15 protein-coding genes are annotated in these 15,249 nt (G+C 43.6%); 10 read left to right on the top strand and 5 right to left on the bottom strand.

Translation table 11 applies throughout. The features are described from left to right. Positions 1–147 precede the first annotated feature (147 nt). Positions 148–1,878, top strand: coding sequence for a M14 family metallopeptidase (locus tag ABIO93_RS16855; RefSeq protein ID WP_348069702.1), 1,731 nt, complete (start codon positions 148–150; stop codon positions 1,876–1,878). A 13-nt stretch (positions 1,879–1,891) separates the two neighbouring features. Here ABIO93_RS16855 and ABIO93_RS16850 read toward each other — a convergent pair whose 3' ends face one another. Continuing rightward, a complete protein-coding gene (locus tag ABIO93_RS16850) occupies positions 1,892–2,710 on the bottom strand; it encodes a hypothetical protein (RefSeq protein WP_348069700.1) in 819 nt (272 codons plus the stop codon). A gap of 181 nt (positions 2,711–2,891) precedes the next feature. Here ABIO93_RS16850 and ABIO93_RS16845 point away from each other — a divergent pair, with 181 nt between their 5' ends. Both ABIO93_RS16845 and ABIO93_RS16840 read left to right on the top strand, forming a co-directional pair. Beyond that, positions 2,892–4,031: a DEAD/DEAH box helicase gene (locus ABIO93_RS16845; RefSeq protein ID WP_348069698.1), complete on the top strand. Its 1,140-nt coding sequence runs from the start codon at positions 2,892–2,894 to the stop codon at positions 4,029–4,031. 77 nt (positions 4,032–4,108) lie between these two features. Continuing rightward, entirely contained in the window at positions 4,109–4,414 is a 306-nt protein-coding gene (locus ABIO93_RS16840) for a rhodanese-like domain-containing protein (RefSeq protein ID WP_348069696.1), read from the top strand. 23 nt (positions 4,415–4,437) lie between these two features. Here the strand turns inward: ABIO93_RS16840 and dapF are convergent, their stop codons facing one another. Next, positions 4,438–5,226 carry a diaminopimelate epimerase gene (gene dapF / locus ABIO93_RS16835; RefSeq protein ID WP_348069694.1) on the bottom strand — a complete coding sequence of 263 codons (789 nt, stop codon included), beginning with the start codon at positions 5,224–5,226 and terminating at the stop codon, positions 4,438–4,440. A 144-nt stretch (positions 5,227–5,370) separates the two neighbouring features. After that, complete coding sequence (rplS, locus tag ABIO93_RS16830) at positions 5,371–5,733, bottom strand: 50S ribosomal protein L19 (protein WP_244820788.1); 363 nt, start codon at positions 5,731–5,733, stop codon at positions 5,371–5,373. A gap of 140 nt (positions 5,734–5,873) precedes the next feature. Between rplS and ABIO93_RS16825 the strand changes: the two genes are divergently transcribed. Then, on the top strand, positions 5,874–7,355 hold the full coding sequence (locus ABIO93_RS16825) for an NAD(P)H-hydrate dehydratase (RefSeq protein ID WP_348069692.1): 1,482 nt from the start codon (positions 5,874–5,876) through the stop codon (positions 7,353–7,355). A 309-nt stretch (positions 7,356–7,664) separates the two neighbouring features. Continuing rightward, a complete protein-coding gene (locus ABIO93_RS16820) occupies positions 7,665–7,889 on the top strand; it encodes a hypothetical protein (RefSeq protein ID WP_348069690.1) in 225 nt (74 codons plus the stop codon). On the opposite strand, the gene feoB is transcribed toward ABIO93_RS16820, so the two are convergent. Both feoB and ABIO93_RS16810 read right to left on the bottom strand, forming a co-directional pair. Beyond that, positions 7,874–10,009, bottom strand: a complete 2,136-nt coding sequence (gene feoB / locus ABIO93_RS16815) for a ferrous iron transport protein B (RefSeq protein ID WP_348069688.1) — start codon at positions 10,007–10,009, stop codon at positions 7,874–7,876. The genes ABIO93_RS16820 and feoB overlap by 16 nt on opposite strands. Before the next feature lie 27 nt (positions 10,010–10,036). Continuing rightward, positions 10,037–10,264, bottom strand: a complete 228-nt coding sequence (locus tag ABIO93_RS16810; RefSeq protein ID WP_348069686.1) for a FeoA family protein — start codon at positions 10,262–10,264, stop codon at positions 10,037–10,039. 205 nt (positions 10,265–10,469) lie between these two features. Between ABIO93_RS16810 and ABIO93_RS16805 the strand changes: the two genes are divergently transcribed. The 5 genes from ABIO93_RS16805 to ccsA (ABIO93_RS16785) all read left to right on the top strand — a co-directional run bounded on the left by ABIO93_RS16805 (position 10,470) and on the right by ccsA (ABIO93_RS16785) (position 15,219). Then, positions 10,470–11,144, top strand: a complete 675-nt coding sequence (locus ABIO93_RS16805; RefSeq protein ID WP_348069684.1) for a heme exporter protein CcmB — start codon at positions 10,470–10,472, stop codon at positions 11,142–11,144. 45 nt (positions 11,145–11,189) lie between these two features. Then, on the top strand, positions 11,190–11,873 hold the full coding sequence (gene ccsA / locus ABIO93_RS16800) for a cytochrome c biogenesis protein CcsA (protein WP_348069682.1): 684 nt from the start codon (positions 11,190–11,192) through the stop codon (positions 11,871–11,873). Positions 11,874–11,949: 76 nt separating this feature from the next. Then, entirely contained in the window at positions 11,950–12,171 is a 222-nt protein-coding gene (locus tag ABIO93_RS16795) for a CcmD family protein (RefSeq protein ID WP_244820794.1), read from the top strand. Positions 12,172–12,175: 4 nt separating this feature from the next. Beyond that, positions 12,176–12,610 (top strand): cytochrome c maturation protein CcmE, encoded by a 435-nt coding sequence (locus tag ABIO93_RS16790; RefSeq protein WP_348069680.1) that lies wholly within the window; start codon positions 12,176–12,178, stop codon positions 12,608–12,610. Beyond that, entirely contained in the window at positions 12,607–15,219 is a 2,613-nt protein-coding gene (ccsA, locus tag ABIO93_RS16785; protein ID WP_348069678.1) for a cytochrome c biogenesis protein CcsA, read from the top strand. Before ABIO93_RS16790 ends, ccsA (ABIO93_RS16785) begins: the two co-directional genes overlap by 4 nt. Positions 15,220–15,249: the final 30 nt, after the last annotated feature.

Here is a 15,249-nt window from a genome sequence, read left to right as displayed (position 1 = left end):
CGGATTAGGCCTGCAAATGTCAGTTCTAATTGTATTCTAATATGCCAGTAGCTAAAATCTTCCAGTGAAAATTGAGCATTTCATGAGGTGAAAACCAAATTACAAAGAACAGATTTTCTTACATTTAAGTGATTAACTTGATATACGATGCGGACACTCCTACTCTCTCTCCTATTACTCTTTACAATTTCTGCTAACGCCCAATACAAAACCCATTTTGAAATCAGCGGTGGCAAACAAACGCCCACTTATGACGAAGGAATTACTTTTTATCAGCTGCTGGCAAAGAACTTCCCTACCATTCAAATGAAGGAAAAGGGCCTCACGGATAGTGGCAGGCCTTTACATCTCGTTCTGTATTCTAAAAACAAACAGTTTGACATTCAAAAACTCAAAGCACAGGGCAAGGCGATCTTGTTTATTAACAATGCGATCCACCCCGGCGAGCCTGATGGCGTGGATGCGTCCATGATGCTGCTCCGGGACATTGTTACAAACCCAGGCAAATTTCCGGAACTGGATAGTGTTGTACTGGCTATTATTCCCTTTTACAACATTGGAGGAACATTAAACCGTAACAGCACGACCAGGACCAATCAGGATGGACCGGAAGAATATGGGTTTCGCGGTAATGCAAGAAATTATGATCTGAACCGTGATTTTATCAAAAGCGATACCCGGAATGCGCGGAGTTTTGCCGCTATTTTTCATGAGCTGGATCCTGATCTTTTCGCGGATACGCACGTGAGCAATGGATCTGACTACCAGTACGTGATGACATTGGATTATGCACAAAAAGACAAGCTGGGAGGTTCATTGGGTGAATTCAATGACAAAGTTTTCCTTCCATATATGCACAAGCATTTGAAAGAAACCGGTTTTGAAGCTACCCCCTATGTCAATGCCTGGGGCCAGACGCCCGACAAAGGATTTGTACAGTTTCCAGACTGGCCGCGCTATTCGACAGGCTATGCGGCATTGTTTCACACCATCGGCGTGATGACGGAAACACATATGCTAAAACCCTACGACCAGCGTGTAAAGGCTACTTATTCTTACCTGCACGGCAATATTCGCTTTCTGGCCGCTTACCGTTCAAAGCTTTTGAAACTTAGAAAAGAAACAAAAGAGGCGGTTAAATCACAGGAAAGGTTTGCGGTTTCCTGGCAAGTGAACAAGGAGAAAAATACGCAGATCGTGTTCAAAGGCTATGAACCTGAATATCTTCCCAGTAAAGTGAGCGGAGCTGAAAGACTTCATTATAACCGCTCCAAGCCATTCACGAAGAACATTCCGTTTTACGATACCTATGTGCCGTTAGACGAGGTAATCAGGCCCGAAGCTTACATTATTCCACAAGGCTGGCATAATATCATTGATCTGTTGAGGCTTAACCAGGTGAGTGTGAAGCAACTTGAAAAGGATTCAGAAATGGATGTAGAGACCTACTACATTGAAAAATACGACTCACCAAAGCAGCCCTTTGAAGGCCATTACTGGCATACCGGGGTTGCATTAAGAACAGAAAAGCAGACAGTATCTTTCAAAAAAGGCGACTGGTACATACCCGTCGATCAATGGACAAACCGGTACATTATCGAAACGTTGGAACCCAAGGCGGTCGATTCGTTTTTCAAATGGAATTTCTTTGATACGATTTTACAGGCAAAAGAACATTACTCTGACTATGTCTTCGAAGATCTGGCGGCAACATTACTTGAAAAATCACCCGAACTAAAAGCACGTCTCGAAGAAAAACGAAAATCAGATCCTGAGTTTGCCAAGAGCGGTAGCGCGCAGCTGGATTATATCTACGAAAACTCTCCATACCGCGAAAAAGAATATCTTCGGTATCCGGTGTTCAGGGTTTTGAAATAAAGATCTTGATTGGTTAAAACCGTAGTCCAAGACTAAAATTGAACTCGCCCATAATTTGCATTCCGCTTGTGCTGTAATTTCGGAACGAAGAAGTTTCCCTGTCGATATATCTTGAACCCAGGCCTGCATTCAAGGAGATTTGAAATCGCTGAGTGATCTGAAAATTGACATAATTATTGACAAGCATCCCGAGCCTGAACCTTTTGGCGTTATCGCTCTCGTCTATATAAACGCCTGTCGTTGGTTCGTAATTAGTGTAAGTACTCCGTCTATTGCCCCATCCCATAAAAACCGTGGGTCCGACTGAGTAGGTAACTTTTTTCTGACCAAATGGATAAATTTTTAGTCCTGGTGAGAAATAATACATTTCAGAATTGTTGTGATTTCCATCATAGGTATACAGGTAGCTGTCAGGAAAGACCATCGTAACAGGCAGTATGACGCCAAAATATCCGCGCTTGTCAACAATGGCTTCATAACTTATGCCAAATCCCGGGCCGCTGTCTAATGCCTTGAATGGTGAGAAATTGATGAAATTTCTTCCAAAACTTTCATCGGGATCCTGTCGACGTCTCTTTTTATCATCCTGAAAACGGTCGTTAATAAAAACGGTCTGCCCATTTCCAAACTCAATCCTGTTCAGTTCGTTTTTGCGTATTACAAAATTAGCCCCGTCCGGATCTTTGCTGATTTTGTACAAAACCTTGTCAATTCCCACTTCGGTTACCTTGCCTTCAATGGTCTTGCCGTTTCTTTTTACCAAAACATCCTGTCCATTTACTGAAAGGAATGCCGCTGATAATAAAATAGTTAATGCAATGGCTCTGATCATAATCACTAATGAGTTGATGAATGTAGACGAAAGTTAAACATTCCTGAATACTTTTGCAGAATGTAACTACTGAACGTTTAAAAACTTAGTTCTGTTATACCCTTGGCTTACAAGGCCTTTTATATGATTCAAGGCTGTTTTTATCAAAACTTTAATATGAATAGCCGATTAAAAAAACCAAATGACATTTCAAGATTTAAAACTCATTGAGCCTATTGCTAAGGCTCTGCAAGAAGAAGGATACAATACTCCCACACCTATTCAGGCAAAGGCTATTCCAATTATTTTAGAGCAAAGGGATTTATTGGGCTGCGCTCAGACGGGCACAGGAAAAACAGCCGCTTTTGCTATTCCAATGTTGCAACTCCTTCATGATAACCCTGTTGGCAAATTCGAAAAGAGTCGCATTAGGGCGCTAATACTAACTCCTACCCGTGAATTGGCTATCCAGATCGGTGAAAGCTTCGCCGCATACGGACGTCACACAGGCGTAAAACATACTGTCGTTTTCGGAGGCGTAGGACAAAAACCTCAGACTGACGCATTGCAAAGAGGCGTTGACGTGCTGATAGCTACCCCGGGAAGATTATTGGATTTGATCAACCAGGGCTTCATTAAACTGAACCTGCTTGAATTTTTCGTATTGGATGAAGCAGATCGTATGCTGGACATGGGATTTGTTCACGATGTGAAGAAAATCATCAAATTGCTTCCTGCGAAAAGACAATCGCTGTTTTTCTCTGCGACCATGCCACTGGCCATTGTTACATTGGCCAACACGATACTAAGAAACCCTGCGAAAGTGGAAGTTACCCCCGTTTCTTCGACAGCTGATACCATCCGTCAATCCGTGTTTTTTGTGGACAAATCGGATAAAAACTCACTTTTACTGCATATTTTACAAGATCAGAACATTGCTACTGCGCTTGTTTTCACCAGAACAAAGCATGGTGCTGATAAAGTAGTGAAAGTATTGAGGAAAGCCGGAGTAACTTCTGAGGCTATCCATGGTAATAAGTCACAAAATGCGCGTCAGAATGCATTGAAAAACTTTAAAAGCCAGACAACACGCGTTTTGGTAGCTACTGACATTGCCGCAAGAGGTATTGACGTAGACGACCTGACCCACGTGATCAACTACGAAATCCCTAATATTCCTGAGACTTACGTTCACCGGATCGGGCGGACGGGTCGCGCTGGGGCAAAAGGAACTGCATTTTCGTTTTGTGACCGGGATGAAAAAGCATTTTTGAAGGATATTCATAAATTGATCGCCAAGAATATTCCGGTGGTCAACGATCATCCTTACGCAGTAAGATAACGCAAAAGTATTACCGATTTCTTCGTTACTGGTCAGCCGTGTTCGGATAACCGGTAACGATTTTGCATTTCAGGACTATGGCAAAAAATACTTATACGGACATTGATTTACAAAAGGTACAGGAACTGAGTAAAGATCCGGGAGCCGCGCTTGTAGATGTTCGTGAAACCTGGGAATTTGAAGAGTTTAACGAAGGTGGGATTAACATTCCATTGGCGGAGATCAGGGAAAAGCGTGATTGGCTAATCCCATATCAAACAATTATTGTCATTTGTACAAATGGCGTGAGGAGTAAAGTGGCCGCAATGGATTACTGCCGTGTGCCTGAATGGGTTGGTAAGCAGATTTTCCATGTCAAAGGCGGGATTATTGAGGCGGAGTAGAACGCAACAAGACTTGCCAAGTCTCAAAGACTTGGCAAGTCTAAATTCCCTTCAAAAACCTTTACAGCCGGGCCGATCAGATAAATATCATTGAATTCGCCGGGTGCAGTTTCCTGGTAGGCAACTTCCAAAGTACCCCCAATCGTTTCCACAGTAACCGGGCCAGCCCAGCCTTTGTGCAAATGTGCTGATAATGCACAGGCAGTGACCCCAGTACCGCACGAGTAGGTCTCGTCTTCCACGCCACGCTCGTAAGTACGCACACTTAGATGATTATCTTCAATCACCTCTACAAAATTCACATTAGTGCCGCCTTTTGGGCCGTAAACTGAACCGTAGCGTATGTCACTTCCAATATTTACCACATCCACATCCTCGATGTGATCCACGTAAGTAACGTAATGTGGTGAGCCGGTGTTGATAAAGTCGAATTCGTCATATTGTTCCACTCCCTGCACATTGGACATTTTCAATCGGATGGTATCGTCCGAAACGCTCGCCTCATGCTCGCCGTCAACAGCGATGAATTTGGTACTATCCGAAAACAGCCCCAGATCATTGGCAAACCTGACCACGCACCTTCCACCATTTCCACACATGCTGCCTTCACCTCCGTCGGCGTTGAAATACACCATTTTGAAATCATAACCCTCTGCATTTTGCAACAGAATGAGTCCGTCTGACCCTACCCCGAAACGGCGATGACAAATAGACGCGATTAACGCTTTGGAAACAGGAAAAGTCTTGCTCCGGTCATCAATCAGTACAAAATCATTTCCAGTACCTTGGTATTTATAAAATGGAATGCTCATAAAAGAAATGTTTGCAGGCCCTATTCAACAAAAGAAGCTAATAGCTGATAGTTAAAAGCTAATAGCTCTTCAATAAAACAACAAAACCCTGCAGGAAAAAATCGCTTGCAGGGTTTTAAAATTTTTGTCCGAAGAATATTTATCTTACTTCGATACTTTAAGCTCTTTAATACGAGCGGCTTTACCCTGACGGCCGCGTAAGAAGAACAGACGGGCACGACGCACCTTACCGCGACGAATCAATTCGATTTTTGCGATACTAGGTGAAAGGATTGGGAAAACACGTTCAACAGCAATGCCGTTTGAGATTTTACGTACAGTGAAAGTTTCACCGCTTGCGCTAAGATTACGACGTTGCATTACCGTACCCTGAAACTGCTGGATACGCTCTTTGTTACCTTCGCGGATCTTAACGTGTACGTTGATCGTGTCGCCTGAAGTAAATTCAGGATACTCGGATTTACGATTTTCAATCGTAGCTTCTACGAGTTTAATAAGTTCGCTCATGACGAATGCTTTTATGGATTAAAAATGATAGCTTGCTTCCAGCGGATGGGGTGACGCCCCTTCATTCAAAACAGCTCTTGCGAAAACGAGTGCAAAGCTAAGATTTTTTCCTTGCATGTAAAAGCGGTTTACCAATTTTTATGAAGATCTTCAATGTAGAACAAATTCGTTCACTAGACGCATATAGCATTGAAAATGAGCCGATATCATCAATAGATCTGATGGAACGCGCCTCGAATGCATTTATCCGGTGGTTTTGTAATCAGTTTGTTAACACCCGGCCCGTCCGTATATTTTGTGGAAAAGGTAATAATGGTGGTGACGGATTAGCTATTGCACGAATTCTCAGTGTTCATAGCTATGATGTAAAAGTGTACATTGCTGAATACAGCAACAATGCTACCGCTGATTTTCAGGAAAATCTGGAAAGGCTTAAAAATCACTTACAGCCCGAAAGCATTCAACATATAGACGATTTCCCGTCCATTGCTCCAAATGTGATCTGCATTGACGCTTTGCTCGGCTCGGGACTTTCGCGACCGGTTGAAGGACTGTTGGCAGAGATTATTGATTCATTGAATAAATTGTCCAATAACCTCGTATCCGTGGACATTGCAAGCGGTTTGTATGCCGATCAGCCCAACGCAGAAGACGATGCTATCATTGAACCAGACTTTACCGTTGCATTCCAGCTTCCTAAACTCGCATTCTTGCTGCCGCAAAATGCAGCTTATGTGGGCGATTGGCATTTGGTGGACATTGGACTAAGCGATCATTATATCCGTAAAACTGAAACCTCCTTATACTATACCGACAAACAGGCGGCGGAAGCACTCATTAAGCCCCGTCAGAAATTTTCTCACAAAGGCACCTACGGCCATGCGTTGCTGATCGCGGGAAGTTTCGGAAAAATGGGCGCTGCGGTACTTTCAGGAAAGGCTTGCCTCCGATCAGGAGTAGGTTTGCTGACCATGCATTCACCTGGCGGTGGTTACGATATTATTCAGATTTCAATTCCCGAAGCAATGGCTGTGATGGATGACGATCAGAAAAAAATCAGTCAGCTACCTGAGCTGGATTCTTATTCTTCCGTTGGGATTGGGCCAGGTATCGGACAGGACGAGGTTACTGTCAAAGTAATGGAACAGCTTCTTGAAACGATACAAGTGCCGCTGATCATTGACGCTGACGGACTGAATATCCTTTCACAAAATCGCTTTTTATTAGACAAACTGCCCGAGAACACCATTTTAACTCCTCACCCGAAGGAATTTCAGCGGCTTGCCGGAGAGAGTAGTAACGAATACGAGCGACTGCAACTCGGAAAAGAATTTGCCAGAAAGTATAGGGTCATTATTTGTCTCAAAGGCGCTAATACTGCCGTTATTCTTCCCAATGGTGACATTCATTTCAATTCCACGGGTAACGCCGGAATGGCAACAGGAGGCACCGGTGACGTATTGACTGGCATCATTACCAGTTTATTGGCACAAAAATACAAACCCGAACATGCTGCCATTCTCGGAGTTTACGAGCACGGCCTCGCTGGAGACCGCGCCGCAGAACAAAAAGGCCAAAGTGCATTGATAGCCTCGGATGTTGTGGATTGTTTGGGCTGGTAGTTTATTTATTTAAACTACCTCCGTTACCTTTCGACCATCGACGCGTCTTATTAAGGTGATTGCAGTTCACTATCCAACTGCAAAGTAAACACCTTGGCATTCGTATGGCTCCGTTAAAATTCGATTGGGATAAAGGAAATGAGAAAAAATCTGAGGAAAAACACTATATAATCAATCTTGAAGCAGAAAGTATATTTAAAGACCCTGACCGTAAGATTTTAATTAGCAACAGATTGAGCGAAGTTCGTTTTCTTTGTATTGGAAAAAGTATTGCAAATAGATTATTAACCTCTTACTTCTTAGTTAGAAATGGGAAAGTCAGGATTATTGGGACAAGAGTTTCGCGCAAAAATGAAAGAGAGACCTATAAAAAAAACAGATAAAGTATTTTTCGTAAAAGCGATTTCAAAAAACATCAATCTAAACGAGTTTGATCGCAATTTCGTGGTTGATCTGGACGCAGCTATTCGTCTTTCTGAGAAAAAAGGAAAGATAACCGTTCAGGATCTTCCCTTGATTCAACTCAACAGCTGATAAGCAGCGAAAGCCGATACATAGGCGAGAACTGTTAAGTAAGCCAGCTGAATCAATGGCCATTTCCAGCCGTGGGTTTCGCGATACACTACCGCGATCGTACTCATACACATCATTGCGAAAACATAAAACATCAGCAAGGAATAGCAAACAGCAGGTGTAAACATCCGCCCACCAGTATCCGGATTTCTTTCCTGAACCAACCTTTGTTTGACAGTAGGTACGTCTTCCGAATCCCCGCTGATGCTATAAATAGTCGCCATGGTTCCTACAAACACTTCCCGGGCCGCAAATGACGCTAGTAATGCGATACCAATTTTCCAGTCATACCCCAGCGGCTTGATAGCAGGCTCAATAAAATGTCCAAATTCACCTGCGTAGGAGGTTTCCAGCCGAATGGACGCAACAGCTGCATCTATTTCTTCCTGTGAAGCCTTAGGCATTGCTGCTATCGTCTGTTGTCCCGCCACAGCCATATTATCACCGGGACCATAGGAAGCCAGCACCCACAAAATAATGGATATCGCCATAATTACTTTTCCTGCTTCCAGTACAAATGATTTTACACTTTCATACATTGCAAAGCCCACATGCCCCCAGCGGGGTAATTTATAGGAAGGCATTTCCAGCATAAAGTAGCTGGGTTCTTTTCTCGGAATAAAAAGCGAAAGCAACCAAGCAGATGCCAATGCGCCTACCAGACCCAGAAAATACAGCCCAAATAATATCAAGCCTTGCATACTAAGAACCCCAATCTTCTCATTTTCAGGGACTATCAATGCAATGAGGATCGTGTAAATGGGCAAACGGGCAGAGCAACTCATTAAAGGAGTAACCAGAATCGTCAGCAAACGTTCGTATCTGCTGCTGATACTCCTGGTAGTCATAATGGCTGGCACGGCGCAAGCCACTCCCGAGATAAGCGGAACAACACTTCGCCCATTCAAGCCAAACCGGCGCATCAATTTATCCATAATCACCATTACCCTGGCCATGTAGCCCGACTCCTCCAAAATTGAAACCAATGCGAACAGAATGGCTATCTGTGGTATAAAAACTATGATTCCCGCGATTCCCGCGAGAACCCCGTCTGTAAGCAAGTCATTCAACACGCCTTTGGGCAAGGTCTCTTTTGCCCACTCAATGCCTTGCGCCGCTGTTACATCCAACCAGTCGCTGAAAAATGTCGCCCATGCAAAAATGGCCTGAAAAACGAGCAGCAATACAAGGGCAAAAATGACGTATCCCCAAACCCGGTGAAGTAATATACTATCCAGCTTACGTGTCCAGTAGGGTTGCTCGGAGGCCCCTTCAGACTTAACTGACCTACTTACGATCGGTTTTATTTTCTCGTACCGGGCAACTGTTTCTTCGGCAAGGAAATTATTTTCGTCGAATCCGTACTTTTCTATTAAGGTATCCAGTTTGGCACGAACAGGCTGTTCCAGGAATGAAAAATTGTCATGCTGGCAAACATACTGCAAGGCAACATAATCATTATCAATCTGATACAACCCTTTCACCTCCTCTATCAATTCAATTTCATTGCCTTTGGGCTCGTAAAAATATCGCAAGGCAGGTTTGTCTTTGGACTGTGCAACCTGCCGGATCGCCTCTTTTAAGTTGCTAATTCCTTCTCCGGTCCGTGCATTAATCCGAACCACCGGAACATTCAACTGCATAGCCAACTGAACTGCATTAACTGTCAGGTTCATGCTGGTAGCGACGTCAAGCATATTCAAAGCGAGTACAGCAGGTATCCCCAAATCGCTGATTTCAGTAAAAAGAAGCAGGTTTCTTTGGAGATTGGAAGCATCGGCAACAACGACTACCACATCCGGAAAATCGGGGTGCTTGGGGTTGGCCAGGATATCCATGACCACCGTTTCGTCTTTTGATTTGGGGTAAATGCTGTAAGTTCCAGGTAAATCGACCAATGTTACATAAGACGCTTCCTGCCCGTTTTCAGCATGAATTCGAAAGGTACCTGATTTCTTTTCGACTGTTACACCAGGGAAATTTCCCGTTTTTTGGCGTAGACCGGTTAACTCATTAAATAACGTAGACTTGCCGGCATTCGGGTTACCTACCAGCGCAACTTTTATATGTACTTGTTTCAATGGAGAGGCTGAAAGCGGAACGTATTTTTACTCTAATTCAATCACCGAAGCTTCGTTCAGGCGCAGGGAAAGACTATAACATCCTCCTACATTGATACAGATCGGATCTCCGAAAGGTGCAACGGCATCCAGCCGGACTTCGCAGCCGGGAAGGCAGCCCATTTCAAGCAACTTTAAAGACATTGCCCGGTCATTAAAACACTTAATGATCCCTTTTTCGCCCTTTTTGAGATGAGAAACTGTACGAGCAGACATACGCTCCTTATTTAGATTCAGTTTATTTAAACCACAAATTAAGCATTAACAAACGGCAATTCAAACAATACTCTTGCAATTGTCTCTGGCATGATACAAATCAGTCAAAATCGTAGTCAATTTATTATTTCCCTCAGGCTTTATGTAGTACTTTTGCAGCACGAAAGGTCTGTTATAAAAGAAAAATAGCAGTAAAAAAAGCGGATTGAGCAATATCTTGAACGAGATCAAAACCCTTATCTGGAAAGAAGTAACACTGGAATGGCGGCAGAAATACGCATTAAGCGGAATGCTGCTGTACGTTGTCAGCACCGTTTTTGTGTGTTATCTCAGTTTCAATCTCAGAAGGAACCAGCTCACTCCGATCGTCTGGAATACACTTTTCTGGATCATTTTGCTTTTTACAGCGGTGAATGCCATTGCCAAAAGCTTCTCCCAGGAACGTCATGGACGATTGCTATATTATTACAACTTGTGCAGCCCGCAGGCGATTATTATTTCCAAAATCATTTACAACTCATTCATTATGTTGTTGTTATCTGGATTCGGATTTGTATTCTACACGTTTGTAATGGGAAACGCGGTTCAAGATATGGGCTTGTTTATAATCTGCATTGTTCTGGCTGCTATCGGATTTGCTTCGGTACTGACCCTCGTAGCTGGCATTGCATCGAAAGCAGACAATAGTGCTACTTTAATGGCCGTACTTAGTTTTCCGATCATTTTACCCATGTTGTTGATGACTATCAAGCTGTCGAAAAACGCATTGGACGGGCTCGACTGGTCGGTTAGCACGGACGAAATCACCACACTATTATCCATTGACCTCATAGTAATTACGCTCAGCATTCTGCTTTTTCCTTATTTATGGAGAAGCTGATGATTGGGGCTGGCGAAGTTTAGTTTAAAAGTTAAAAGATTCAAAATGAGAAAGATCTGGTGGAAAATCCTCTGCATCGTCATCATATTCTACGTGATCGTGATGGGTATAATGGGGCCTGTTCCACACCTGGCGATTATTAATGAAAGCATCCGCAACACTTATTTCCACGTTGCGCTTTGGCTGGCAATGACATTGCTGCTGTTCACTTCCATGGTATTTTCAATCAGGTACCTCAATAAAGGAAATATCAACGACGACGACATTGCAAGCGAACTGGCAAAATCTGCGATTTTCTTCGGAATTCTGGGCTGCCTTACCGGCTCAGTGTGGGCTAATTATACCTGGGGCGATCCCTGGCCGAATGATCCCAAGCTGAATGGAGCAGCTGTTGGTATCCTGATCTATCTAGCTTATTTATTGCTGAGAAGCTCTTTTGAAGATGAGCAGAGAAAAGCAAGAATTTCGTCGGTTTACAACATCTTTGCCTTCGCTGTTTTTATTCCGATCATTTACATTCTCCCACGTCTGACCGATTCTTTACACCCCGGCAGCGGCGGCAACAGCACATTCGGTTCTTACGATTTTGACAACAATATCAGGAAAGTATTTTACCCTGCCATTATCGGTTATATCCTGCTGGGACTGTGGCTTGCAGAGCTGCGGATCAGAATTAAACGGATCAACCGCATCCGCGAAGAAGCGATCATTACCGCTGACAAAGTTTAGTTTCAACGGTTGTATTTTTCAGCATCACAAACATTTCAAATCAAAAATTCGTTACGATTTTAGTCCATTGATCAAAATGAAAAGAATCACCCTCATCCTCTTAACCTTGTTCCTGATCTCAGGAAATTTAATGGCTCAGGCGTCCGAAGCAGTACCCATGGCGGACAAGCTACGCGAAGATGGTAAAATATGGGTTGTAGTGGCTGTGATCGCAGTCATTTTTGCCGGCATCGCGGTGAATATGCTTAGGATCGATGCGAAGCTTAGAAAAATTGAAAAGGAATTAAATATCAAGTAGTACCATGAAAAAGATCCAGATATTCGGCTTAATCATCATTGCAGTTGCCATTGGAATCATCGTTTCAACGGCTGGCGACGCCAGTACCTATGTCGATTTTTCGAAAGCGAAAGAAATGGCGCAGGATGGCGATAATGAAAGTATTCACGTCGTTGGCAAATTGAAAAAAGACGTTTCGGGAAGGATTGTAGAAATGGAATATAAACCTGAAATCGACCCTAATTACTTTGTTTTCACGTTGATCGATAACAACAATGTAGAGCAAAGGGTAGTCTATAAAAATACTAAACCACAGGATTTTGATAAATCTGAGCAGGTTGTTGTAGTGGGAAAAATGAAAGACGGTGCTTTCTCCGCTGAAAAAATACTAATGAAATGCCCCTCGAAATACGAGAACGGTAAAATGGAAACTACTGAACATACAGCCACAAAATCATGATTCACAGCACGATTGGAAGTACAGGGCACCTGTTGGTCATTGTTGCATTTGTAACCGCTCTTGTGGCAACCTATGCCTATTTCAGGGCGGGAATGGCCCAGGGCACGGTTGCCGGCGGCGCGATTGAAGATACCCTCACGTGGAAACGTTTTGCAAGGATCACATTCTATGTCCACGTTGCAGCAGTAATCGGTGTTGTGTTCTCACTTTACTGGATCATTGGCAATCATTATTTCGAATACCATTACGCCTGGAAAAATTCTTCATTATCTCTTCCAACAGGCTACACCATTTCCAGTTTCTGGCAAGATCAGGAAGGTAGTTTCCTTTTGTGGATCTTTTGGAATGTCGTGCTGGGCTGTGTGCTCATCTTCACGAACCGATCGTGGGAAGCACCGGTAATGACCGTTTTTGCCTTGGTACAGGCCTTTTTGACATCCATGATACTCGGTGTTGTCATTCCCGGACTGGATCTAAAAATCGGTTCTACACCATTCCTTTTGCTGAAAGAAGTAATGCCGGATCTCCCTGTTTACAAGATGGATCCTAATTTCATTCCGAAGGACGGTAATGGTCTGAATCCGCTTTTGCAAAACTATTGGATGGTGATCCACCCTCCTACCCTTTTCCTAGGCTTCGCTACTACGCTAATTCCTTTCTCATTCGCAATCGCAGGTCTTTGGACTAAGAAAATTCAGGAATGGATTCGTCCTGCATTGCCATGGGCATTGTTTTCGGCCATGATTTTAGGGATAGGTATTTTAATGGGTGCTTACTGGGCCTACGAAACGCTTAACTTCGGTAGCTACTGGAACTGGGATCCTGTTGAAAACTCTTCTATCGTTCCCTGGATTATTCTGGTTGCGGCAGTGCATACTATGATCATTGGCCGTAAAAACGCTACCGCGCTTAAAACATCGTTTATACTCACGATTGCCACATTTATACTGATCCTTTACTCGACATTCATGACGAGGAGCGGTGTGTTGGGAAATGCTTCAGTTCACTCATTTACGGATCTGGGACTTTCCGGGCAGTTGCTGGTTTACCTGTTGACTTTCACCATTGTAGCGATTGGTTTGTTAGTATATCGCTGGAAAAGTCTTCCAAGCGACGAAGAAGAAGTTTCGACTTACTCGCAGGAATTCTGGATTTTCATCGGAGCTACATTACTTTGTCTGTCAGGTTTCCAGATTCTCGCTACAACCTCAATACCGGTTTATAACAAGATCGCCGAAGCATTCGGAACTGTGCTGAACATGGCGTTACCTGCCGACCAAATAGGACATTACAACAAATTCCAGCTCTGGTTTTTCTCGCTGATCATTGCGCTGACAGGTATCGGGCAGTTTTTCTGGTGGAAAAGGGTTGGTAAAGGCAAGTTGCAGGCTTTGTATAATCCATTGCTGATCGCATTGCTGATCAGCGCGGCGGTCATTACTTTTAAAGGAGTTAAAGACATTCAATATATCGTGTTATTGACAACGGCGATATTTGCTGTGGTAGCCAACGGAACGATCCTGATCAACATTATTCGTGGAAACTACAACTTATCTGGTGGCGCGATCACGCACATTGGTGTAGCCCTGATGCTGATCGGTATCCTGTTTTCGTCTGCATACACGCGGGTTGTTTCTATCAATAATTCAGGTTTGATGATTTCCCGCAGCGAGGAATTCACGAGTAATGACAATAAGGAGAATAAGGAAAACATTACGCTTTGGCTCAATAAGGCTGAGAAAATGGGCGATTATATGCTTACCTGGCGTGATGTCCGCGTAGAGCCACGCCATATCCCGGGATACATTCCTAAGAGCTGGGTAGACATTGTAGAAGGTGATTTTCACGCGGTTGCGCTCAGAGACATTGTAGTTAATAACAAGAAATACAATTCCAAAGGCGATACCATCGAGATTTTCCCTGAAAATTTCTATTACGAAATCGATTACCGTGAGCCTTCGGGCAAGATTTTTACACTTTTCCCTCGTGTACAGATCAACCCGAGAATGGGGGGCATCGTGTCTTCGCCGGACATTCAGCGTAAGGTTGATAAAGATTTGTACACCTATGTTTCGATGGTGACCAATCCCACTGCGGAACCGGTTTGGAGTCAGACCGAGAATTTCACGGTTAACCTGCGCGATACATTTTTTGTGAATGACTATGTAGCCATTCTGGACAATGTAGTAAGGACCGAGCAGGTGGAAGGGGTTAAGCTTGGAACCGGAGATGCAGCCGTAAAAGCCATTATCCGAGTTTTGGATAAGGACAAAGAGTTTGTCATCACACCTTCTTTCGTGATCCGCGACCGCATGGTAGCGCGCAAGCCCGAGGTGAGCAATGAGCTGGGAATGCGCATTCAGTTTCAAGAAATTAACCCTCAAACGGGCCAGTTCTCGTTTTCAGTCAATACTACACAGCGAGACTTTATTGTGATGAAAGCGACCGAGAAGCCGCTCATTAACATTCTCTGGCTAGGGACTTTTGTACTGGTGATAGGCTTTATATTGGCTACGATCAGGCGTTTTAAGGATTTTATCAAAATGAGAAACAAGGAAAGCCAGCCAGCCGGACAGAGCAAGGTAAAACCAAAAGTCCAGGCTGCTTAACACATCAATTTTCAAATAAAAAGGGATCGA

This window comes from Dyadobacter sp., from assembly GCF_039919315.1.
Classification (GTDB): domain Bacteria; phylum Bacteroidota; class Bacteroidia; order Cytophagales; family Spirosomataceae; genus Dyadobacter.
The sequence above is the reverse complement of the archived record's forward strand: the minus strand, read 5'-3'. Positions and strand labels throughout refer to the sequence as shown.